General features: G+C 71.1%; 24 protein-coding genes. 11 read left to right on the top strand and 13 right to left on the bottom strand.

The window, feature by feature from the left end:
• Nucleotides 1-101 precede the first annotated feature (101 nt).
• The gene (gene ybaK / locus DV20_RS06475; RefSeq protein WP_043777182.1) at nucleotides 102-578 is read right to left on the bottom strand and encodes a Cys-tRNA(Pro) deacylase; all 477 of its coding nucleotides are present in this window, start codon (nucleotides 576-578) and stop codon (nucleotides 102-104) included.
• 192 nt (nucleotides 579-770) lie between these two features.
• Between ybaK and DV20_RS06470 the strand changes: the two genes are divergently transcribed.
• Entirely contained in the window at nucleotides 771-1,394 is a 624-nt protein-coding gene (locus DV20_RS06470; protein ID WP_043777180.1) for a sigma-70 family RNA polymerase sigma factor, read from the top strand.
• Nucleotides 1,391-1,711, top strand: coding sequence for a mycothiol system anti-sigma-R factor (rsrA, locus tag DV20_RS06465; RefSeq protein WP_043777179.1), 321 nt, complete (start codon nucleotides 1,391-1,393; stop codon nucleotides 1,709-1,711). Before DV20_RS06470 ends, rsrA begins: the two co-directional genes overlap by 4 nt.
• A gap of 67 nt (nucleotides 1,712-1,778) precedes the next feature.
• On the opposite strand, the gene DV20_RS47275 is transcribed toward rsrA, so the two are convergent.
• Nucleotides 1,779-1,853, bottom strand: coding sequence for a 50S ribosomal protein bL37 (locus DV20_RS47275; protein WP_098515123.1), 75 nt, complete (start codon nucleotides 1,851-1,853; stop codon nucleotides 1,779-1,781).
• Nucleotides 1,854-1,923: 70 nt separating this feature from the next.
• On the opposite strand from DV20_RS47275, the gene DV20_RS06455 reads away from it, so the two are divergent.
• Nucleotides 1,924-3,444, top strand: coding sequence for a sensor histidine kinase (locus DV20_RS06455; RefSeq protein WP_043777261.1), 1,521 nt, complete (start codon nucleotides 1,924-1,926; stop codon nucleotides 3,442-3,444).
• 385 nt (nucleotides 3,445-3,829) lie between these two features.
• Here the strand turns inward: DV20_RS06455 and DV20_RS06450 are convergent, their stop codons facing one another.
• Together DV20_RS06450 and DV20_RS06445 are read right to left on the bottom strand one after the other, a co-directional pair.
• Complete coding sequence (locus DV20_RS06450; RefSeq protein ID WP_043777259.1) at nucleotides 3,830-4,084, bottom strand: WhiB family transcriptional regulator; 255 nt, start codon at nucleotides 4,082-4,084, stop codon at nucleotides 3,830-3,832.
• Nucleotides 4,085-4,358: 274 nt separating this feature from the next.
• Complete coding sequence (locus DV20_RS06445; RefSeq protein ID WP_043777178.1) at nucleotides 4,359-5,339, bottom strand: diacylglycerol/lipid kinase family protein; 981 nt, start codon at nucleotides 5,337-5,339, stop codon at nucleotides 4,359-4,361.
• Nucleotides 5,340-5,663: 324 nt separating this feature from the next.
• Between DV20_RS06445 and DV20_RS06440 the strand changes: the two genes are divergently transcribed.
• A complete protein-coding gene (locus tag DV20_RS06440) occupies nucleotides 5,664-6,134 on the top strand; it encodes a hypothetical protein (RefSeq protein ID WP_043777176.1) in 471 nt (156 codons plus the stop codon).
• Nucleotides 6,135-6,141: 7 nt separating this feature from the next.
• Here the strand turns inward: DV20_RS06440 and DV20_RS06435 are convergent, their stop codons facing one another.
• Complete coding sequence (locus DV20_RS06435; protein WP_043777175.1) at nucleotides 6,142-6,624, bottom strand: GNAT family N-acetyltransferase; 483 nt, start codon at nucleotides 6,622-6,624, stop codon at nucleotides 6,142-6,144.
• A 1-nt stretch (nucleotide 6,625) separates the two neighbouring features.
• The gene (locus DV20_RS06430; protein WP_043777174.1) at nucleotides 6,626-7,213 is read right to left on the bottom strand and encodes an acid phosphatase; all 588 of its coding nucleotides are present in this window, start codon (nucleotides 7,211-7,213) and stop codon (nucleotides 6,626-6,628) included.
• An 83-nt stretch (nucleotides 7,214-7,296) separates the two neighbouring features.
• Here DV20_RS06430 and DV20_RS06425 point away from each other — a divergent pair, with 83 nt between their 5' ends.
• On the top strand, nucleotides 7,297-7,770 hold the full coding sequence (locus DV20_RS06425) for a hotdog fold domain-containing protein (RefSeq protein ID WP_043777173.1): 474 nt from the start codon (nucleotides 7,297-7,299) through the stop codon (nucleotides 7,768-7,770).
• On the opposite strand, the gene DV20_RS06420 is transcribed toward DV20_RS06425, so the two are convergent.
• The 4 genes from DV20_RS06420 to rfbC form a co-directional block, all read right to left on the bottom strand.
• On the bottom strand, nucleotides 7,767-8,426 hold the full coding sequence (locus DV20_RS06420) for a hypothetical protein (RefSeq protein ID WP_043777256.1): 660 nt from the start codon (nucleotides 8,424-8,426) through the stop codon (nucleotides 7,767-7,769). The two genes, DV20_RS06425 and DV20_RS06420, sit on opposite strands and share 4 nt — an antisense overlap.
• Nucleotides 8,427-8,496: 70 nt before the next feature.
• Entirely contained in the window at nucleotides 8,497-8,931 is a 435-nt protein-coding gene (locus tag DV20_RS06415; protein ID WP_043777171.1) for a MarR family winged helix-turn-helix transcriptional regulator, read from the bottom strand.
• The gene (locus DV20_RS06410) at nucleotides 8,928-9,341 is read right to left on the bottom strand and encodes an SRPBCC family protein (RefSeq protein WP_043777168.1); all 414 of its coding nucleotides are present in this window, start codon (nucleotides 9,339-9,341) and stop codon (nucleotides 8,928-8,930) included. The genes DV20_RS06415 and DV20_RS06410 overlap by 4 nt, the downstream gene beginning before the upstream one ends.
• 59 nt (nucleotides 9,342-9,400) lie before the next feature.
• Nucleotides 9,401-10,006: a dTDP-4-dehydrorhamnose 3,5-epimerase gene (rfbC, locus tag DV20_RS06405; protein WP_043777165.1), complete on the bottom strand. Its 606-nt coding sequence runs from the start codon at nucleotides 10,004-10,006 to the stop codon at nucleotides 9,401-9,403.
• Between the two features lie 358 nt (nucleotides 10,007-10,364).
• Between rfbC and DV20_RS06400 the strand changes: the two genes are divergently transcribed.
• On the top strand, nucleotides 10,365-11,546 hold the full coding sequence (locus tag DV20_RS06400) for an NAD(P)-dependent malic enzyme (RefSeq protein WP_043777162.1): 1,182 nt from the start codon (nucleotides 10,365-10,367) through the stop codon (nucleotides 11,544-11,546).
• Nucleotides 11,547-11,627: 81 nt separating this feature from the next.
• Here DV20_RS06400 and DV20_RS06395 read toward each other — a convergent pair whose 3' ends face one another.
• Entirely contained in the window at nucleotides 11,628-13,037 is a 1,410-nt protein-coding gene (locus DV20_RS06395) for a bis-aminopropyl spermidine synthase family protein (protein WP_043777159.1), read from the bottom strand.
• 92 nt (nucleotides 13,038-13,129) lie between these two features.
• Between DV20_RS06395 and DV20_RS06390 the strand changes: the two genes are divergently transcribed.
• The 4 genes from DV20_RS06390 to DV20_RS06375 are packed head-to-tail and all read left to right on the top strand — an operon-like array spanning nucleotide 13,130 to nucleotide 16,432.
• Complete coding sequence (locus tag DV20_RS06390; protein WP_043777156.1) at nucleotides 13,130-14,215, top strand: ABC transporter ATP-binding protein; 1,086 nt, start codon at nucleotides 13,130-13,132, stop codon at nucleotides 14,213-14,215.
• Nucleotides 14,212-14,880 carry an ABC transporter permease gene (locus tag DV20_RS06385; RefSeq protein WP_043777154.1) on the top strand — a complete coding sequence of 223 codons (669 nt, stop codon included), beginning with the start codon at nucleotides 14,212-14,214 and terminating at the stop codon, nucleotides 14,878-14,880. Before DV20_RS06390 ends, DV20_RS06385 begins: the two co-directional genes overlap by 4 nt.
• The gene (locus DV20_RS06380; protein WP_043777255.1) at nucleotides 14,877-15,560 is read left to right on the top strand and encodes an ABC transporter permease; all 684 of its coding nucleotides are present in this window, start codon (nucleotides 14,877-14,879) and stop codon (nucleotides 15,558-15,560) included. The genes DV20_RS06385 and DV20_RS06380 overlap by 4 nt, the downstream gene beginning before the upstream one ends.
• Complete coding sequence (locus DV20_RS06375; protein WP_043777152.1) at nucleotides 15,557-16,432, top strand: ABC transporter substrate-binding protein; 876 nt, start codon at nucleotides 15,557-15,559, stop codon at nucleotides 16,430-16,432. The genes DV20_RS06380 and DV20_RS06375 overlap by 4 nt, the downstream gene beginning before the upstream one ends.
• Nucleotides 16,433-16,435: 3 nt before the next feature.
• Here the strand turns inward: DV20_RS06375 and DV20_RS06370 are convergent, their stop codons facing one another.
• Entirely contained in the window at nucleotides 16,436-17,176 is a 741-nt protein-coding gene (locus tag DV20_RS06370) for an SDR family oxidoreductase (protein ID WP_043777150.1), read from the bottom strand.
• 76 nt (nucleotides 17,177-17,252) lie between these two features.
• On the opposite strand from DV20_RS06370, the gene DV20_RS06365 reads away from it, so the two are divergent.
• Nucleotides 17,253-17,810 carry a TetR/AcrR family transcriptional regulator gene (locus DV20_RS06365; RefSeq protein WP_043777148.1) on the top strand — a complete coding sequence of 186 codons (558 nt, stop codon included), beginning with the start codon at nucleotides 17,253-17,255 and terminating at the stop codon, nucleotides 17,808-17,810.
• A gap of 8 nt (nucleotides 17,811-17,818) precedes the next feature.
• Here DV20_RS06365 and DV20_RS06360 read toward each other — a convergent pair whose 3' ends face one another.
• Nucleotides 17,819-18,478, bottom strand: coding sequence for a TetR/AcrR family transcriptional regulator (locus DV20_RS06360; protein WP_043777146.1), 660 nt, complete (start codon nucleotides 18,476-18,478; stop codon nucleotides 17,819-17,821).
• Nucleotides 18,479-18,525 lie beyond the last annotated feature (47 nt).

Here is an 18,525-nt window from a genome sequence, read left to right as displayed (position 1 = left end):
TACGGGCGGGGCCCGGCGAAGCCCGCCGGGCGGTCGTGCCACCGAGGATCGGCCCGACGCCATCTCCCACTACGGGGCGATGCCGGCCTGCGCGACCGGCCCTAAGCCGCGATCGGTGCCACCACCGCGCCGGTCAGCCGGATCAGCTCGGCCGGGGCCAGCTCCACCTCCAGCCCTCGCCGTCCGGCCGAGCAGAACACCGTCTCGAACGTCGAAGCCGATGCGTCGATCACCACCGGCAGCCGGCTTCGGTGGCCCAGTGGTGAGATCCCGCCCAGGACGTACCCCGTCGCCCGCTGGGCCGCCGCCGGGTCGGCCATCTTCGCCTTCTTGCCGCCCGCCGCGGCCGCCAGTGCCTTCAGGTCCAGCTGGCCCGTGACCGGGACCACGCCCACCACGAGCCGGCCGTCCACCTCCGCCACCAGCGTCTTGAACACCCGCGCCCGGTCCAGGCCGAGCGCCTCCACAGCTTCCAGCCCGTACGATTCCGCGCGCGGATCGTGGTCGTAAGCGTGCAGCGTGTGCGCCACTTTCTGCTTCCCCAGCAACGCCGTCGCGGGGGTGCCCTTGCCTGCCATGGCGGAAGTCTAGGGAATGCCGGATCCCCCCGATCGGTTGTACGGGACGTGACAACAACGCTCGCCACCACACGCTCACGCAGCCGCCGCCGTCCCGAGGCACCGGCGAACCGCGGCGTGCCCAGTCCCCGCGTAAACTCGGGTCCGCCGTATGCGCGCACGCGCATCGACGCCGAGCGGGAAGGGAACGGTTTGCCGAGCACGCAGAACTCAGCGCCGGAAGAAGCGACCGAGGCCGAGCGCGCCGAGCGCTTCGAGCGGGACGCGATGCCGCTGCTCGACCAGCTGTACTCGGCCGCGATGCGGATGACCCGCAACCCCGCCGATGCCGAGGACCTGGTCCAGGAGACCTACCTGAAGGCGTACGCCGCCTTCGCGTCCTTCAAGGCCGGCACGAACCTCAAGGCCTGGATGTACCGCATCCTGACCAACACCTACATCAACGGCTACCGCAAGCGCCAGCGGCAGCCGGTGCAGGCGCCCACCGAGGAGATCACCGACTGGCAGATCGCCAAGGCCGAGAGTCACACCTCCAGCGGGCTGCGGTCGGCCGAGGTCGAGGCGATGGACAACCTGCCCGACACCGACGTCAAGGCCGCCCTGCAGAAGCTGCCCGAGGAGTTCCGGCTGGCCGTCTACCTGGCCGACGTCGAGGGCTTCGCGTACAAGGAGATCGCCGAGATCATGGACACCCCCATCGGCACCGTGATGTCCCGCCTGCACCGCGGCCGCGCCCAGCTGCGCGACTTGCTCGCCGACGTGGCCCGTGAGCGCGGCTTCATCCGGAGCGCCAAGGAGGAGGTGGCGGGGCGATGAACGACATGTGCGAAGGCGCGTCCGACAAGGTCCGCTGCGAAGAGGCGCTCGCCGACATCTACCTGCTGCTCGACCGCGAGTGCAGCCCCGAGCGGGACGCCGCGTTGCGCGCCCACATCGACGACTGCCCGCCGTGCCTCGAGGAGTACGGCATCGACGAGCACATCAAGCAGCTGCTGGCCCGCAAGTGCGGCGGCGACCACGCCCCGGCCGAGCTGAAGAGTCGGCTGCGCGCGTCGATCCGCCAGACCGTCGCTTCCCGCGGCGGCGTCACCGTGGAACGCACCGAGATCACTCTCGAGCAGCGCTCCGAGTAGCGCGCCTGAGCACGACGAAGGCCCCCACGCTGGTGTGTGGGGGCCTTCGTCATGCCGACGCCGGGAATCAGGCGTTGGGCTTCTTGCCGTGGTTCGCGCCGTTCTTCTTCCGGTCGCGACGCTTGCGGGCGCGCTTCGACATGTTCACTCCTCGTCGTCAAAGGTTCCTGGTCAAGTGTGTCACGACGACCCGCTCTGGTTTGATGGGGTGCGTGTCCACGCTCGCCGAACTGCTCGCCGACAACACCGGCCTCCCCGGGGAGGCGGCGGACCACCTGCAGACCGTCGTCGCGGAGTGGCAGCTGCTGGCCGATCTCTCCTTCGCGGACTTCCTGCTCTGGGTCCCGGTGACCGAGGACCTGCAGCCGGACGGCGGCGACTTCGTCTGCGTCGCGCACGCGCGGCCGACGACCGCGCCGACCGCGCACCCCGAGGACGTCGTCGGCACGCGGTTCACGGTCCAGGAGCACCCGCAGCTGGCGAAGGCCATGCGTGAGGTGCGGATCTGCCGCGAGGAGGACCCGCACTGGTACCGCGACCTGCCGATGCGGCGCGAGGCGATCCCGGTGCGCTTCCACGACGAGGTCATCGCCGTGCTGAGCCGCGAGACGAACCTGGCCGCGCCGCGGGTGCCCTCGCCGCTGGAAATCGCGTACCTGGGCAGCGCCGGCGACCTGTGCCAGATGATCGTCGACGGCACGTTCCCGCCGAACGGCACCAACGCGACGGACACGCACACGTCGCCCCGGGTGGGTGACGGGCTGATCCGGCTCGATTCGAGCGGCACGGTCGTGTTCGCCAGCCCGAACGGGCTGTCCGCGTACCACCGGATGGGGCACGAGTCCGACCTGGTCGGGACGCGGCTGGCGCCGTTGACGCGCTCGCTGATCCGTGACCCGTTCGACGCGACCGAGGTGTCCCACCGGATCATCGAGGCCCTCGACGGGAAGCCGTCGAGCCGCACGGAGGCCGATTCGCGCCGCGGCGCCGTCGTGCTGTTCCGTGCGCTGCCGCTGCGGCCGGCGGGCCAGGCGGCGGGCGCGCTGGTGCTGGTCCGCGACGTCACCGAGGTGAAGCGGCGGGACCGGGCGTTGCTGTCGAAGGACGCGACGATCCGGGAAATCCACCATCGGGTGAAGAACAACCTGCAGACGGTGGCGGCGCTGCTGCGGCTGCAGTCCCGGCGGACGACGTCGGAGGAGGCGCGGCTCGCCCTGGCGGAGTCCGTGCGCCGGGTGACGTCGATCGCGCTGGTGCACGAGGCGCTGTCGATTTCGGTGGACGAGCGCGTCGACCTCGACAAGCTGCTCGACAACGTGCTGCCGATGGTCGGCGAGGTCGCCACGGCGGAGTCGCAGGTCGGGCTGTCGCGGAAGGGCTCGTTCGGGGTGGTGGTCGCGGAGATCGCGACGCCGCTGGTGATGGTGCTGGCCGAGCTGGTGCAGAACGCGATCGAGCACGCGTTCCCGGCCGGCCGGTCGGGGAAGGTCGAGCTGATCGTGGAGCGTTCGGCCCGCTGGCTGGACGTCGTCATCCGCGACAACGGGCGCGGCCTGCCGTCGGGGTTCTCGCTGGAGCGTTCGGACGGGCTGGGGCTGCAGATCGTGCGGACGCTGGTGGAGTCCGAGCTGCGGGGCTCGCTTTCGCTGCGGAAGGTGCGGACGGAGGCGTCGGCGGCCCGGGTGACGGGGACGGAAGCCGCGCTGCGCATCCCGCTCTCGCGCCGCCTCTGACTCGCGTCGTCCCTCCAGACACGCGTGATGCCCCGCCAGACACGCATGAGACCTCGTTCCGCACGGGACAAAGTCCGGGCGGGTGGTTCGGCGCGTGATTGAAGGCGGATCTCGCGTGATTGGAGAGGCATCACGCGTGATTGGGGAGGCATCATGCGTGATTGGAGGGGCGACACGCTGAAGGCCCGGCACCAGGTGCGTGGTGCCGGGCCGTTCAACGCGTGCGGAGGACTTGAAGCCCTCGTGAGGTTTCAGCGCACCCGTCGCCAGGTGGTTTCGCCTCGGTTGTTAAGCTGGAGCCGGGTCGGTATCACCCCAGACGGCGTGGGCACGACAAATGCCCGCCGGGTGAAATTCCTGCTCGGCTCGGTGGATCTCGAGAAACTCAGGCGTTGGTGCGCGTGCCAATGTGCGTACGGCGGCGCTTGAGCGCGCGTCGCTCGTCTTCGCTCATGCCGCCCCACACGCCGGCGTCCTGGCCGCTGGCCAAAGCCCAGGCCAAGCAGTCGGAAGCGGAGGGGCAGCGGTGGCACACGGCCTTCGCCTGAGCAACCTGCGACAGAGCAGGACCGCTGGTTCCCACCGGGAAGAACAGCTCGGGGTCCTCGTCTCGGCAGGCCGCGTCGTGGCGCCAGTCCATGTTCGTGAGCTCCTTCATATGGCGCGGGAGGGCCGCGCCACAGTCGTCAATGGCGGTCGTGTTCTTGGGTGCTTGTGAATGCTTTCACGAAGCACCGCTTTCGACAAGGGTTTCCGGAAGATCGGTGAGTCAGGTCACCCGGCCGAGCGACCCCTCTGACCTGCGGTTTCTCTCCGACACAGCCGCCGAAAGGGAAGGCTGATGCGCTGAGTGGAGCTTCTCCGTCGACGAACGGCAACCGCCACTTATCCGCAGGCGATCAGCTGTGCCGTCGTCACACGATTACGGTGAGTGCGTTCGGGACGCTGGAGAATTCCACTCGGGTCCGCTGGCCGACCAGGTCGCCGTCCACCTGGAAGTTTACCGGTTCAGCTGCGTCGATGCGGATCATCGGCAGGTCATCGTGACGCACGAGACGTCGCCCGCGCTGGTTGCTCTTCGTAGCCAAAGCTTGGCGTACATGCTTGAACACCGTGGGCAACCCCAGACCGTTCAACGCGAACAAACCCAATCCCGTCTCGAACGAGCAACCCGGGTTGAGGTGGATGGCCCGCTCGCCCAGGTAGCTCCACGGATCGGTGTTGGACACGAAAGCGGTCAACGCCTCGGCGGGTTCCTCGCCAGGGACGTGGATCGTCAGGGCCGGCCGGCCCAGCGGCGGCCGGAAGTAGGAGCGGACGGCGGCGCGCAGGTACAGGCCGGCGGTCGTCTGCTTGCCGCGGCGCTTGGCGACCCGCCCGACGACGTCGGCGTCCCAGCCCAGGCCGGCGTTGAAGGTGAACCAGTGCCCGTCGGCCAAGCCGAGCCCGACCCGGCGCGAGCGGTCGTTCTCGAGCGCGTTGAGCAACTGGTGGGTCGCCTCGAAGGAGTCCGCGGAGATGCCGAGGGCGCGCGCGAACACGTTCGCCGAGCCGCCGGGCACGACACCGAGAGCGGGCACCTGCCCGGCTGCGGCCGGGCCCCTTCTCGCGGGGGTGCGGGTGGCGGAGCCGCCGGCCAGGGGTGGAGCCCCCGCCGGCGCAACGTCGGCCAGCAGGCCGTTCACGACCTCGTTGACCGTGCCGTCGCCGCCGTGCGCCACGACCAGGTCGATGCCGTCCCGCGCCGCCGAACGCGCGACCGCCATCGCGTGGCCGCGGTAGTCCGTCTCGACCACGTCGAGCTTGACCTGGCTGGCCAGCGCGTGCGCCAGTACGTCCCGGCCACCCGCGGTGGTCGAGGTGGCCTGGGGGTTCACCACGAGGATTGCGCGCATTACCGCAGAGTAAGTGACTTCCGGCGGCCCGAGAACCTTCCGGCGCCGCATGGTGACGGGCGCAACCCCGGGAACAGTACCTTCGCGACCCTGTGCCGGGCGGTCCTCCTTCGTGCGCGAGTGTCCGCTCGTCGTGACAAGTGCACCCGGGCCGACCGCCCGCTCATCGACGACATCTTGATTTTGATGCCGGGGCGGCCCCGCGAAAACGGCCGACCGGGTGGCATACGATCGAAAGAGCTCACGCACGGTGACTCGCCCTGGTCGAGTCCACTGTGTCGCCGCAAACTGTGCTCGCGCAGAGAACCTCGGAAGGCCGCCGCAGTGAAGCTCTCGCCCGCTCCCCGTGAGGTCCGGCTGGCCGGCGTGGTCACCGCGGTGCCGTCGCTCGCCCTGCTGGTGTTCGGGGTGATCGTGCTGGTGAACGGACTGAGTTCGCCCCCGCAGCCGGGCAACAACGTCTTCGTCGAGTCGGGCACGTTCATCGTGGTGGCGCTGGCGTTCCTGGCCGCGTCGGCCGGGCTGGTGCTCGGCCAGACGTGGGCGCGTTCGCCGGGGGTGGTGATCGCGCTGATCGTGATCGGCCTCGGCTGGTACCTGCTGGGTCCGTCCGGCGAGCCGCTGTGGGGCGTGCCGATCGCGTTGCTGGGCATCGTGGCGCTGGTCCTGCTGTTCCGGCGGCCGTCCCGGGCGTGGGCGCTGGGCCTGCGCGAAGGCGAGACGGAGACGGAGGCCGCCGAACGCGGCGGGCTGGCCGGCCGCCGCGCCGAGCGCGAAGGCCACGAAGAGGACTGAAGCCGGGTTACGCCTGGGCGGCCAGGGCCTTCAGGGGCTCGTCGGTGAGGCGGTTGACCGTCCACTCGTCCATCGGGACCGCGCCCAAGGCCTTGTAGAACTCCGTGGCCGGGTTCCAGTCCAGTACCGACCACTCCAGCCGGGCGTAGCCGTTCGCGACGCACTCGGCCGCCAGCGCCGCCAGCAGGGCCTTGCCCAGGCCCGAACCGCGGTGGGACGACCGGACGTACAGGTCCTCCAGGTAGATGCCGTGCACCCCGCGCCAGGTCGAGAAGTTGAGGAACCAGACCGCGAAGCCGACGATCTCGCCGTCCACCTCGGCCACGTGCCCGAACAGCTTCGGTGCCTCGCCGAACAGCGCTTCGTGGAGCTGCGCCGGCGTCAGGTGGCACTCACCGGGCGCGCGCTCGTACTCCGCCAGGTCGTACGCCAGGCCGACGGCCGCCTCGACGTCTTCGGGGCGGATGCGGCGGATGCGGTCGTCGGGCACGTCAGTCCTCCGCGGGCAGCAGGTTGAGGTGTTCGATCTGGGGCTCGCCGCGCTCGTCGCCGAGCACCGCGATGCCGGCCGCGTCGAGTCCGAAGTGGACGCCGGCGGTGGCGGGCAGGCCGAGCCAGCGGGCCACCAGCACGCGGCTGAAGTGCCCGTGTCCCACCAGGATCACGTCGCCGGCTTCGCAGGCGCGCCGGGCGCGGTCCAGCACGCGATCCGCGCGGGCGGAAACGTCCGAAGCGCTTTCGCCGCCGGGGCTGGGGTGGGTCCACACCGTCCAGCCCGGCACGGTCTCCCGGATCTGCGGCGTGGTGATGCCTTCGTAGTCGCCGTAGTCCCACTCGGCGAGGTCTTCGGTGACTTCGTCGACGCGCAGCCCGGCCAGCGCGGCCGTCCGCAGGGCCCGGGCGCGCGGGCTCGACAGCACCAGCGACGGGCCGCCGACCAGGCTCCGGAGGGTGCCGCCCGCCGCGCGCGCCTGGCCTTCGCCCGCCGGCGTCAGCGGGATGTCCGTGCGGCCGGTGTGCCGCCCGTTCAGCGACCATTCAGTCTGCCCGTGCCGGAGGAGGAAGAGACGGTTGGTCACGCGCCCGAATATATCCGGCGGTTTGCGCGGCGGCTGGCCGTCTGCTTTGCTACTGAACGGTAGCTTAGTTCGAGGAGGCCTCCATGTCCCAGACGCCGACGTTCGCGATGTGGCACAAGCTGGCCGGGAAGCCGGGCGGGAAACAGCTGTTCAGCGCCGCGATGTGCCTCCGCGTGCCGTACTTCCGCACGGTGCTGCCCTCGGTGCGCGAGCTGCGTCCGGGGCGCTGCGAGGTGACCGCGCCGAAGTGGTGGGGTGTTTACAACCACATCCGCACCTTCCACGCGATCGCCGCCTGCAACCTCGCCGAGATCGCGATGGGCATGCTCGCCGAGGCGACCGTCCCCACCACGCACCGCTGGCTGCCGAAGGGCATGAGCGTCCAGTACGTCGCGAAGGCGGAGACGGGCCTGCGCGCGGTCGCGGCGTTGCCCGAGCTGCCGGAATTCGGCGCCGACGGCTTCGACCTCGAGGTCCCGGTGACCATTTCGGACACGAACGGCAAAGCCGTGGTCACCGGGACCATCACCATCTGGGTGACGCCGAAGAAGCGTTAGAGCTGCTTGTACTGCACGTACGTCTCCTGGTGGAACGTGTTCTGCCCCGCCGGCGACGGCAGTCCCAGCTTCCGGTCCACGAGCCGGCCGAGCGGGCCGCAGCCTCGCGTCGCCGGGAGCGCCAGCTCCGGGTCCACGACACCGAAGTGGAACGTCGGCGGGTTCTTGGACAGCACCGTCGGCGGCAATGCCGGGTCGTCGTGGACGACGGAGTGCAGCGGCGCGGCCGCCGTGCCGATGCTGCATCCCTTGCCTGCCAACGGGTGCCGCAGCACGGCGTAGAGGTCGAGCTCGCCGCGGCGCTCGTCGTTGCCCTGGAAGTCCGAATAGCCGCCGTAGCGCAGCTGGAGCGTCGTGCCGGCCAGTCCGGGCACGCGCACCGGCTCGTGCCGCAGCGCGCCGAACACCTGCGCGTACTGCCCGTTCACCTTGCCCTCGCTGAACGTCAGCCGCATTTCGCCCAGCGGGATCTCCTGGCCGTCGATCGTCAGTTTTCCTTCGGACACAAAGGCTTCACAACGCCAGGTGCCCGGGTCGGCGTTCGCGGGCGGTGCCGGGCAGCCGGTGAAGTCGAACGTCGGGAGTTCGTCCGCGGACGCGGTGCCCGGCAGCAGAGCCAGTGCGGCCGCGGCCGCCCCCAGTGCGAGAAGTTTCATGGCGGTGAGCCTGCTCGCGCGGGGGCCCCGGGACATCCGGGATCGTCCCCAAGGGAGCCCCCGGGATTCGTCAGGGGCCGAGCCGGGCCAGCGCGTCGACGAAGCCGTCGTCGGTGGCCGCGAAGAACTCGGCGTCCGCGGCCTCGACGTCCTTCAGCGCCTTCGCGACGAGTTCGAGACCGGCCGGGGTGACCTCCAGGCGCTTCGCGCGCGCGTCGGCCGGGTCGTCGGTGCGCGCCAGCAGGCCGCGATCGGCGAGCTTGCGCACCACCTGGCTGGTCATCATCGTGTCGGTGCCCGCCTGGTCGGCGAGCTGCCGCTGGGTCGGTGCCTCGCCCGCGCGGGTGAGCCACCACGTCGTCGTCAGCAGCACGAACTGGACGTGCGTGAGGTCGTGCGGGGCCAGCGCGGCCCGCATCGCCCGCTGCCAGGCCAGCGTCACGCGCCACAGCAGGAAGCCGGGGCTGCGCTCGGGGCCGGGCAGGCGGGACTCCGGGACGCTCATACGCGCAAGCCTGCCTCAGCCAAGCGGGCCAGCGCGCGCATCGCGTCCGGAGTGTCCGAGGTGACCTGCGGGCCGAAGCCCTCCGGGCCGTCGACGGTGACGCGGTAGGTGATCCGCGTGCCGCCGTCGACGTCGGTCAGCACGTGTTCGAACCGCAGGTACGCGTCCGGCAGCCGGGTCTCGTCGGTGAAGCCGCGGCCCTCGGTGACCTCGGTGAGGGTGAACGGGATCGGCGGCATGCCGTCCATCGTCATCGTGCCGCTGGATCCGACGGCGAAGGGTCCGTCGAGGACCACCGACCGGACGCCCGCGTCCCACTCCGGCCAGCGGCCGGTGTCGGCCCAGAGCGGCCAGATCGCGGCGGCGGGGGCGGTGGAGGTCTCGCTGTGCTCGTACTCGTAAAGTGACATGCGAGCAGACTATATGCACGCATACTAAAAGGGCAAGCGGCCTCGCAGCCGTGGAGCGGTCAGTGGGCCGAGCGCAGCTTGTCGTAGAAGGCGACGCAGTCGGCGTACATCGGGAGGAGCCCCTGTTCCCCGGCTTCGGCCAGGGTCGGCGCGGTGCGGTCCTTTTCGGAGAGGATCCGGTCGATGTCCGCGGGCCAGGGCAGGTCCAGCGCCGGGTCGAGCGGGGTGATGCCGTGCTCGCCCCCCGGGTTGTACGGCTCCGAGCAGATGTACGTCATCACCGTGTCGTCCTCGAGGGCGACGAAGCCGTGGCCGAGCCCCTCGGCGAGGTACATGGCGCGGAACTCGCGCGAGTCGAGCACGACCGCGTCCCACTGGCCGAAGGTCGGCGACCCGACGCGGATGTCGACGACGACGTCGAGCAGCGACCCGCGCGGGCAGTAGACGTACTTGGCCTGGCCGGGCGGGGTGTCGGCGAAGTGGATGCCGCGGATCGTGCCGCGCCGCGACACGCTGTGGTTCGACTGGCCGAGCCGCAGCGGGTGGCCGACCGCCGCGAGGAAGGCGTCCTCCTGGAACGGGGCGACGAACAGGCCCCGGTCGTCGGGGAACGCCCGGGGGGAGAACTCGAAGGCGTCCGGGACGCTCAGCCGGCGGAATTGCATGACATCACCTTATCGGGCGCCAACAAAACCGGACGGACGTCTTGGGAATTGCCGGGGAATTCGGGTGCGGTGTGACATGAACCGCACCGAGGGGTCATCGGCGGCGGGGGACCTGTCACAATGAACGAACCGCAGCGTCCGCGGCCATCGCCAGACCCACGGAACCGATGGCCGGCGTGACGCCTCGCCGACAGGCCGGCGCTACCGCGCTGGGCTGCCGTGCCGGGATCCCCCACGGTTTCCCCTGCTGACCGTGGTCCCAGCCGCATGCCCAGGAGAAATTCCAGTGACCCTAGCCCGAACCGCGAGTTCCGTCATTCCCACTGGGGGAATGACGGAAACGACGACAGGAAACCCCATGACCGACCCCACCGGCGCCGTCGCGCCGGTCACCGACGAAGAGATCTTCACCGGGCACGAGGGCGGCAAGCTCTCGGTGGCGGCCACCCGCCCGATTTCCAGCCCGCGTGACCTTTCGATCGCGTACACCCCCGGTGTGGCGAAGGTGAGCCGCGCGATCGCCGAGGACGCGGCGAAGGCCAAGCGCTACACGTGGGCGGACCGGCTGGTCGTCGTGGTCAGTGACGGTACGGCGGTGCTCGGCCTCGGCGACATCGGCGCCAGCGCGTCGCTGCCGGTGATGGAGGGCAAGTCGGTGCTCTTCAAGACCTTCGGCGGGCTCGACTCGATCCCGCTGGTGCTCGACACGACCGACGTCGACGAGATCGTCGAGACGCTGGTGCGGCTGCGGCCGTCGTTCGGCGCCGTCAACCTGGAGGACGTCTCCGCGCCGCGGTGCTTCGAGCTGGAGGACAAGCTCAAGGAAGCCCTGGACTGCCCGGTCATGCACGACGACCAGCACGGCACGGCGATCGTCACGCTGGCCGCGCTGCGCGGGGCGAACCTGGTGCTCGACCGGGCCATCACCGACCAGCGCGTCGTCGTCTCCGGCGCCGGCGCGGCGGGCGTGGCCTGCGCGAAGATCCTCCAGGAAGCCGGCATTGGCGACGTCACGGTGCTCGACTCGCGCGGCATCATCCACCCGGGCCGCGACGGCCTGAACCCGGTCAAGGAGCGGCTCGCCGCGTCGACGAACAAGGCGGGCCTGCGCGGCGGGCTGGCGGAGGCGCTGGAAGGCGCGGACGTGTTCCTCGGCCTGTCGGGCGCGACGATCGACGAGTCGCTGCTGGCCCGGATGGCGGGCGGCGGCATCGTGTTCGCCCTGTCCAACCCGGACCCGGAGGTTCACCCGGAAGTGGCGTCGCGGTACGCGTCGATCGTGGCGACCGGGCGGAGCGACTTCCCGAACCAGATCAACAACGTGCTGGCGTTCCCGGGTGTCTTCCGCGGCGCGCTGGACTCCGGCGCGCGGGCGATCACGGAGAACATGAAGCTGGCGGCCGCCGAGGCGATCGTTTCGGTGGCGATGGACGACCTCGGCCCGGACCGCATCGTCCCGTCGCCGCTCGACCCGCGCGTGGCCCCGGAGGTCGCGGCCGCGGTGGCCAAGGCGGCCGAAGCCGACGGCGTCACCGCCTGACCCCTCGCCGCAAAGCGGCACTTTCACGTGAAAGTGCCGCTTTGTGCGGCAAAGCGCCACTTTCACGTGAAAGTGGCGGGTTCAGCCGATGAGGTCGGGGAGGCGGTGGCGGGGGACGTCGACCAGGCGGAGGTCCGTCAGGTCCTCGGGGACGGCGAGGGAGACGTTGGCCAGGCGGGCGTGGGCGCGGGTCAGGACCTCGTCCTGGTGCTCCACCGCTTCGGCGACCACCACGGCGTGGCGGTTGTCCGGGGTGCTCCGCAGGTAGCGGAGGGCGTACTTGCGCTGGACGAGTGCCGCCAGCGCTTCCTGCGAGGCCTGGTCCGCCAGGTCCGGGTGGGCGTTGGGGACCAGCAAGGCCAGGCGGCGGGCGTTCGTGCCCAGCAGCGTCCGCAGCAGCCACGGGCCCGGGTCGGCCGAGAGGTCCATCGCGACGGCGTCGCCCTCGGGGCCGGAGATCGACCAGTCCACCGGCCGCGTCTCCAACGCGAGACCACCGGCTCCCGCGATCTCCTTCAGCTTCTCCAGCAGGGCCGGCTTCGTCCCGGACGCCTCCACCGACTGCGGCCCGTGCGTGTAGATCGCCTTGCCGCCGCGCATCTTCTTGGCCTTCGCCGTCGGCTGGCAGACGTACAGGTCCGCCGCGCTGCCGATCGCCTGCGCCCCGAAGTAGCGGTTGAAGCCCGGCAGGATCGCCTCGAACGTCAGCCCGAGCGTCGCCAGTGACCGCTGCACCTGCGCGCCCAGCGCCGGGTGACGCGGGCTGTAGCCGTACGCCAGCAGCAGCCGTCCCTCGCTCGGCTCGCGCAGCGCCTGCACCCCGCGCGCCGCGAACAACCCCATGCCCTCGGGCGTGTACGGCGGATCGCTGAACACGAGGTTGAAGCCCCCCGCGAGTGACGGCGGCAGGCCGACGCGCAGGTCGGCGTGCGCGGTCCGGATCTCCCGGCCGCCGCGGTCGTCGAGGTAGGCCAGCACCCGCTCGTCGAGGTCGACGACCGTCAGCGACGCCGACGGGCAGACCGCCCGCACCGCCAGCGACGTCAGGTCGTGGTCGCCGAGGAACAGCAGCCGCGCCGAGGCGAGGTCGTACTGCGCGTCCAGCCAGAGCGCGCGGCGCAGCACGGTCTCCGGCGTGGCCTGCACGTGGTCGAGCGCGGCCAGCGGCGACGGCACCTCGGCCACCCACTCGGCGACCTTCGGCAGCAGCTCGTGCGTCGCGACGGCTTCGTCGAGCGGATCGGCGTAGCGCGGCGCGCGGTACTGCAGGTACGACGCCGCGACGCCGGGGGAGAGGCGCAGGCGGTCGCCGCTGCGGTCCAGGTCGTCGCCGAGGGCGGTGAGGACGGCCTCCACGCTGCGCCGCGGCGCCGTGCTCAGCCGCACCAGCTCGCCGAGGTCGTGGTCGCCAGTGCGCAGCAGGTCGAGGACGCGGTACAGCGGGCGGACGCCGACGCCGTGCGCGGCGAGGACGTCGTCGAGGGCGTTCACGGACTCCGAGCCTAGTCACCACCCCTCGGAACGGCGTGCCAACCACCGCCGACTCGGCTACGGTCGAACGGACCGGGACATGGGGAGTGGCAGTGACCATCGAATTCCGCGACGTGACCAAGCAGTATCCGGATGGGACGGTCGCCGTCGACAAGCTGAACCTCACGGTCGAAGACGGCACGATCACCGTGTTCGTCGGCCCGTCCGGCTGCGGCAAGACGACGTCCCTGCGGATGATCAACCGGATGGTCGAGCCGACCGCCGGGCAGGTGCTGCTCGACGGCAAGGACGTCGCCGAGGGCGACCCGGCGCTGCTGCGCCGCGGCATCGGCTACGTCATCCAGCACGCCGGGCTTTTTCCACATCGGACGGTGCTGGACAACATCGCGACCGTGCCGCTGCTTTCGGGCTGGGACAAGGCGAAAGCGCGCAACCGGGCGGCCGAGCTGCTCGAGATCATCGGCCTGCCCGTCGAGCTCGGCAAGCGTTACCCGGCCCAGCTCTCGGGCGGCCAGCAGCAGCGCGTCGGCGTCGCCCGCGCGCTCGCCGCGGATTCGCCGGTGCTGCTGATGGACGAGCCGTTCTCCGCGGTCGACCCGATCGTGCGCGAGGACCTGCAGAACGAGCTGCTGCGGCTGCAGTCGCAGCTGGGCAAGACGATCGTGTTCGTCACGCACGACATCGACGAGGCCGTCCGGCTCGGCGACAAGGTGGCCGTGATGCGGGTCGGCGGCAAGCTCGCCCAGTACGGCACGCCGGCCGACGTCCTGCGGCACCCGGTGGATGACTTCGTCGCGTCGTTCGTCGGCCGCGACCGCGGCTACCGCGGCCTGTCGTTCCTCTCCGCCGAAGGCGTCGAGGTCAAGGAACTGGAGCTGGTCGAGATCGGCACCAGCGTGCCGGCGAGCGACGGCTGGCGGCTCGCGGTCAACACCGAGAAGCAGCCCCGCGGCTGGCTGCCGCCGAACTCCACAGTGGACGGACCACTCGGTGAGGACGACCTCGTGGCCGGCGGTTCGCTGTGGGTGCGGGGGACGCCGATCCGCGGTGCGCTGGACGCGGCGCTGTCGTCGCCCGCCAGCCTCGGCGTCGTCGTCGACGAGGACCACCGGGTGCTCGGTGCCGTGGTCGCGCGGCAGGTGCTGGACGTCATCGAGGGCGCGCCCCAGGCGTCATGAGCTTCTTCGACGAGCTCGGGCGCTACCTGGGCAGCGCGAACAACCGCGGCCAGATCCTCGGTGATCTGGGTGACCACGTCTACCTCGCGCTGCTCCCGCTGGTCCTGGGCATCGTGCTGGCGATCGCGGCGGGCTGGCTCGGTCACCGCTGGGCACCCGCGCGGCAGGTGCTGTTGGTGGTGGCGAACCTGCTCTACACGATCCCGTCGCTGGCGCTGTTCGTCGTCATCCCCGGTCTGATCGGGACGAAGATCCTGGACAGCGTCAACGTCGTCGTCGCGCTGACGGTCTACACCACGGCGCTGCTGGTCCGCCCGGTGCTGGACGCGCTCGACGCGGTGCCGCCGCCGGTGATCGCCGCCGCGACCGCCGTCGGGTACAAGCCGGTGCGCCGGTTCTTCGCCGTCGAACTGCCTCTGTCGGTGCCGGTGCTGGCGGCCGGCGTGCGCGTGGCGTCGGTCAGCAACATCAGCCTGGTCAGCGTGGGCGCCCTGATCGGCACCGGCGGCCTCGGCGTGCTGTTCACCGACGGCTTCCAGCGCGAGTACTTCTCGCCGATCGTGGCCGGCATCGTGCTGACGCTGCTGCTGGCACTGGTCGTCGACCTCCTGCTGGTGGGCGCGCGGAACCTGCTGACGCCGTGGACCCGGGTGGGGGCAGCGTGATCACCGATCTGTTCCGCTGGTTCGGCGACCCGGCGCACTGGTCCGGGCCCGACGGCGTCCCGCAGCGGCTGCTGGAACACCTCGGCTACACGGCGTTGTCCCTGGTGATCGCGCTGGTCATCGCGGTGCCGCTGGGGTTGTTCGTCGGCCACACCGGCCGCGGTGGCGTCGCGCTGGTGAGCGCCGGCAACGCGATCCGCGCGCTGCCCACCCTGGGGCTCGTCACGTTCCTGTTCCTGCTCTTCACCGAGAGCGTCACCTCGACCATCATCGGCCTCGTGGTGCTGGCCGTGCCGCCGATCTTGGCCGGTACGTACGCCGGGCTGCAGGCGACCGACCACGGCGTGGTCGACGCCGCCGAGGGCGTCGGGATGACCGGCTGGCAACGGCTGTGGCAGGTCGAGGTGCCGATCTCGCTGCCGCTTGTGCTCGGCGGCATCCGCAACGCCGTGCTCCAGCTGGTGGCGACCGCCGCGGTGGCCGCGTACGTCGGACTCGGTGGCCTGGGCCGGTTCCTGCTCGACGGTCTGGCCATTTTGGACTACGCCGAGGTGATCGCGGGCGCGCTGCTGACGACGTTGCTGGCCATCGCCCTGGACCTGCTCTTCTCCCTGCTGAACCGCGCTTTGGTGCCGCGGGGCATCCGGCTCGCGGCGGCCGTGAAGAAGGTGGCGGCGTGAAGCGGCTGGTTTCCTTCCTCGCTGTGCTGCTCCTCGCGGCGGGCTGCGGGAACCCGCTCGCGGGCGGCGGCGAGGGCGGCGCTACCGGGGACATCATCATCGGGGCGTCCGACGTCGGCGAAAGCCTGCTGCTGGCCCAGATCTACGCCGGGGCGCTGCGGCAGGCGGGCGCCTCCGACGTGACGGTGCGGCCGCCGGTGGGCAGCCGCGAGGTCGTCGTCAAGGCGCTGCAGGACAGGTCGCTGTCGGTGGTGCCGGACTACAGCGGGAACCTGCTGCGGTACTTCGACAAGGACACGACCGCGACGACGTCCCAGGACGTCTACGCGCAGCTGCGGCAGAAGATCCCGGCGGGTTTCGAAGTCCTGGACCAAGCGCCGGCGGAGGACAAGGACCTGCTCGTCGTCGGCCCGCAGCTGGCGTCGTCCGGGGTGAAGACGTTCTCGGACCTGGGACCACGTTGCCGCGAGCTGGTGTTCGGCGGGCCGGGCCAGTGGAGCAGCCGCTGGAGGGACAAGATCAAGTCGCTGTACGGCTGCGAGTTCAAGGAGATCCGCACGACGGACACGGGCGGCCCGGTGACGGTGGCGGCCCTGAAGTCCGGTGACGTGCAGGTGGCGGACCTGTTCAGCACGTCGTCGACGATCGCGGCGAACGGGTTCGTGCCGCTGGCCGACGACAAGAACATGTTCCCGGCGCAGAACATCGTGCCGTTGGTGGCGCGGGGGACGCTGTCGCCGGCGGAGGTGGCCGCGTTGAACCGCGTCTCGGCCGCGCTGACGACCGCGGAACTCACGCGGCTCAACGTCGAGTTCACGGAGCAGAAGCGGAACCCGCTGGACATCGCGGAGGAGTTCCTCGCGCGGGCTTAGCGCTCAGCCCTGGCGGGCAGGCCGGATGGTGAGGTCGCCGATCTCGACGTCGTCCGGCTGCTCGACGGCGAACGCGATCGCCCGCGCCACCGCCTCAGGGCTGATGCCGAGCGCCGCCATCGCCTGCTGGGCCTGCTCGCGCTGCGCCGGGTCCTCGACGTAGTCGACGAGTTCGGTGCGCACGAAGCCCGGCGAGATGGACGTCGTGCGCAGGACACCGTCGGTCGACTCCTGCCGCAGCGCCTCCAGCAGCGTGCGCACGGCGTTCTTGGTTCCCGCGTAGACGGCCTGGGCCGGCACGATCTTCAGCCCCGACGTCGAGACGGTCGTGACGAAGTGCCCGCGGCCCTGCGCGCGGAACACCGGCAGCGCGGCGGCGATCCCGTGCAGCACACCGCGGAGGTTGACGTCGATCATCGCGTCCCAGTCGTCGACGTCGAGGGCGCTCACCGGCGCGATCCGGGCGACGCCGGCGTTGGCCACCAGGACGTCGAGGCGGCCGAAGCGCTCGACGGCGAGGGCGACGAGCCGCTCGAGATCGGCGCGGCGGGTCACGTCGACGTCCAGCAGCTCCGCGCGGCCGCCGTCGTCCCGGATCCGGTGCGCGAGCGCCTCCAGCCGGTCGGTGCGCCGGGCGCCCAGCACGACGGCCGCGCCGCGGCTCGCCAGCTCCACGGCCGTCGCCGCGCCGATCCCGCTGCTCGCTCCCGTGATGGCGACGACCTTGTCCAGTCCGTTCGGCATGGCACCTCCCGCTAAGCTGACAACTGTCCGCTTGAGTCTACCGGACAGTTGTCCACTTAGTTCGAGGGAGGGTGCCGTGCCGGGCCGTGAGCGCCGTTCGGACGCCGTCGCCAACCGTGTTCGGATCGTCGAGGCCGCGCGGGCGGAGCTGAGCGAGTCCAACGGCGCGGCCGGCGAGCTGAAGCTGCACCGGGTGGCCAAGGCCGCGGGCGTGGGGCAGGGGACGCTCTACCGGCACTTCCCGACGCGCGAGCACCTGCTGGCGGAGGTGTACCGGGCCGAGCTGGACCAGCTCGTCGCCACGGTGGTGCCGCTGCTGGCGGAACACTCCCCGCTCGACGCGCTGGCCCGTTGGCTGGACCGGCTGGTCGAGTACGCCCGCGTCAAGCGCGGCGTCATGGCGGCGATCGAGGTGCCGGCGTGGCAGGACCTCTATTCCGGCCAGCACCACCGGCTCGACGAGGCGCTCGCCACGCTGCTGGACCGGGGAAGAACCGCGGGGGAGATCCGCGCGGGCGTCGACGCCGCCGACGTCATCCTGCTGCTCGGGGCGTTGTCGCGGGTGCCTGAGGCCGAGTGGGACGAGCGCGCGCCCCGGATCGTGGCGGTGATCGTCGACGGCCTTCGCGCCTAGGGCCGTGGTCACGCCCGGCGGCCGGCCATCCCGGTCAGCAGCGCGGTCAGGATCCCGGTCAGCCGCCGTTCGACGTCGATCAGGGCGTGGGCCAGTTCGGGGCGCGTTTCGTACAGGGCTCGCAGCGCGGTGCCGGGTGCGGCCATCTGCCAGAGCGCGCCGGCCATGCCGGTCGCGGTGGCGATGACGTCCGTGGCGGCCGGCTCCTCGATGGCGAGCAGCCGCCGCAGCTCGGCCGCGACCGAGTCGACCTGGCCGAGCACGCTGGTCTTGAACGCGATGACCGTGTCGAGGGAGACGTTGCGTTCCAGGTTCATCGGCGCGTGGGCGAGCAGGTCGCAGAAGAGCGGCCGCGCCGCGAACGAGCGGGCGAGGACGGCCGCGAGCTCGTCCGGAGTCGTGGCGCCGAGCCCCCGCAGCTGCGCGCACACGGCGGCCGCCCACTCCTGCCAGCCTTCGGCGGTGAGGGTCAGGAAGATCTGTTCCCGCGTCTCGAAGTAGCGCAGCATCGCGGACTTGTGCATGCCCACGGCCGCGGCGATGTCGGTGAGGGTGACCGCGCGGACGGTGCGTTCCCCGGCCAGGGAGCGGGCCGCGTCGAGGATGGCGCGTTCCCGTTCGTGTTTCGCCTCCATGCTGCGGGCACGGCGAGGAGCAGGGTGACCCATGACTCCCCACTTTAACACAACGAGGTTGCACAAATAACGAAACAGGG

Source organism: Amycolatopsis rifamycinica, assembly GCF_000695625.1.
In the GTDB taxonomy this organism is placed as follows: Bacteria; Actinomycetota; Actinomycetes; order Mycobacteriales; family Pseudonocardiaceae; genus Amycolatopsis; species Amycolatopsis rifamycinica.
This window is presented reverse-complemented; position numbering and strand designations above follow the sequence as displayed.

Bases quoted from the DNA above. Each gene is read 5' to 3' on its own strand.
- ybaK (WP_043777182.1), bottom strand. From the start codon at position 578: ATGGCAGGCAAGGGCACCCCCGCGACGGCGTTGCTGGGGAAGCAGAAA.
- rsrA (WP_043777179.1), top strand. From the start codon at position 1,391: ATGAACGACATGTGCGAAGGCGCGTCCGACAAGGTCCGCTGCGAAGAG.
- DV20_RS06450 (WP_043777259.1), bottom strand. From the start codon at position 4,084: ATGGACTGGCGCCACGACGCGGCCTGCCGAGACGAGGACCCCGAGCTG.
- DV20_RS06445 (WP_043777178.1), bottom strand. From the start codon at position 5,339: ATGCGCGCAATCCTCGTGGTGAACCCCCAGGCCACCTCGACCACCGCG.
- DV20_RS06425 (WP_043777173.1), top strand. From the start codon at position 7,297: ATGTCCCAGACGCCGACGTTCGCGATGTGGCACAAGCTGGCCGGGAAG.
- DV20_RS06420 (WP_043777256.1), bottom strand. From the start codon at position 8,426: ATGAAACTTCTCGCACTGGGGGCGGCCGCGGCCGCACTGGCTCTGCTG.
- DV20_RS06415 (WP_043777171.1), bottom strand. From the start codon at position 8,931: ATGAGCGTCCCGGAGTCCCGCCTGCCCGGCCCCGAGCGCAGCCCCGGC.
- DV20_RS06410 (WP_043777168.1), bottom strand. From the start codon at position 9,341: ATGTCACTTTACGAGTACGAGCACAGCGAGACCTCCACCGCCCCCGCC.
- rfbC (WP_043777165.1), bottom strand. From the start codon at position 10,006: ATGCAATTCCGCCGGCTGAGCGTCCCGGACGCCTTCGAGTTCTCCCCC.
- DV20_RS06400 (WP_043777162.1), top strand. From the start codon at position 10,365: ATGACCGACCCCACCGGCGCCGTCGCGCCGGTCACCGACGAAGAGATC.
- DV20_RS06385 (WP_043777154.1), top strand. From the start codon at position 14,212: ATGAGCTTCTTCGACGAGCTCGGGCGCTACCTGGGCAGCGCGAACAAC.
- DV20_RS06370 (WP_043777150.1), bottom strand. From the start codon at position 17,176: ATGCCGAACGGACTGGACAAGGTCGTCGCCATCACGGGAGCGAGCAGC.
- DV20_RS06360 (WP_043777146.1), bottom strand. From the start codon at position 18,478: ATGGGTCACCCTGCTCCTCGCCGTGCCCGCAGCATGGAGGCGAAACAC.